The sequence below is a fragment of the Actinosynnema sp. NPDC023658 genome, assembly GCF_040639995.1.
Lineage (GTDB): Bacteria > Actinomycetota > Actinomycetes > Mycobacteriales > Pseudonocardiaceae > Actinosynnema.
On record NZ_JBFAAX010001448.1, the window covers coordinates 1 to 1118 of the forward strand.

General features: G+C 70.0%; 1 protein-coding gene. It reads right to left on the reverse strand.

The window, feature by feature from the left end:
* Position 1: 1 nt before the first annotated feature.
* On the reverse strand, positions 2–1118 hold a 1117-nt coding region (locus AB0G02_RS41715), incomplete at its 5' end, for a family 1 glycosylhydrolase (protein ID WP_360806564.1).

A 1118-nucleotide genomic window follows, 5' to 3' on the forward strand; every position in this document is an offset into this window, starting at 1 on the left:
GTCACCCGACCGTGCCCTCCTCGGCACGCTGCCCGGCGACCAGGTCGCGGTACCAGTAATAACTCGACCTGGGCGTGCGGATCAACGTCTCGTAGTCCACGTGCACCAGCCCGAACCGGTGCTTGTACCCGTGAGCCCACTCGAAGTTGTCCAGGAACGACCACACGAAGTACCCGCGCAGGTCGACCCCGCCGTCGATCGCGTCACGAGCCGCCGCCAAGTGCGTGCGCAGGTACTCGATGCGCTCCTGGTCTACGAAGCCGGGGGTGTCCGGGTACACGCACCCGTTCTCCGTGACGTACACCGGAGGCAGGTCGGGGTACCTCTCCTTCATCCCCACCAACGCCTGCGTCAGGCCCTCGGGCTCGACCGGCCAGTTCATCGCGGTCCGCGGCACGTCCGGCAGCCTGGTGGTGTCGATGCCGATGTCGATCGACGTCCGGGTGGCCGGGTCCGGGTCGCGGTGCGGCGCGTCGGCCACGTGCTGGCGGTAGTAGTAGTTGATGCCCACGTAGTCCAGCGGCGTGGAGATCAGCTCCAGGTCGCCGTCCTGCCGGAACGACAGGTCCGTGACGCCCGCGAACGTCTCCTCGTAGTCCTCCGGGTACTTGCCCGCGAACAGGGGCTCTGCGAACTGCCGGCGCAGCAACAGGTCGTGCCTGCGCGCCGCCGCCACATCGGCCTCCGACGAGGTGACCGGCGTGGACGGCGACTGGTTCAGCACGATGCCGAACTCGTGCTTCCCACCGCCCGCTCCCCCGGCCGCTCCACCGGCCGCTCCCCCGCCCGCTCCGCCGTTCTCCCGCATCGCCCGAACCGCGAGCCCGTGCGCCACCATCAGGTGATGCGCCGCGGCGAGCGATCCGTGCCCCTCCCGCGCACCCGGCGCGTGCCTGCCCTCGCCGTAGCCGACGATCGAGGAGACGTACGGCTCGTTGAACGTCGTCCACTTCGACACCCGGTCACCCAGGGCGTCGTGCACGACCAGCGCGTATTCCGCGAACCGCGACGTGGTGTCCCGGGAGCGCCAGCCGCCCAGCTCCTCCAACGCCTGCGGCAGGTCCCAGTGGTACAGGGTGAGGAACGGCTCGATGCCCCGCTCCAGCAGCCCGTCGACC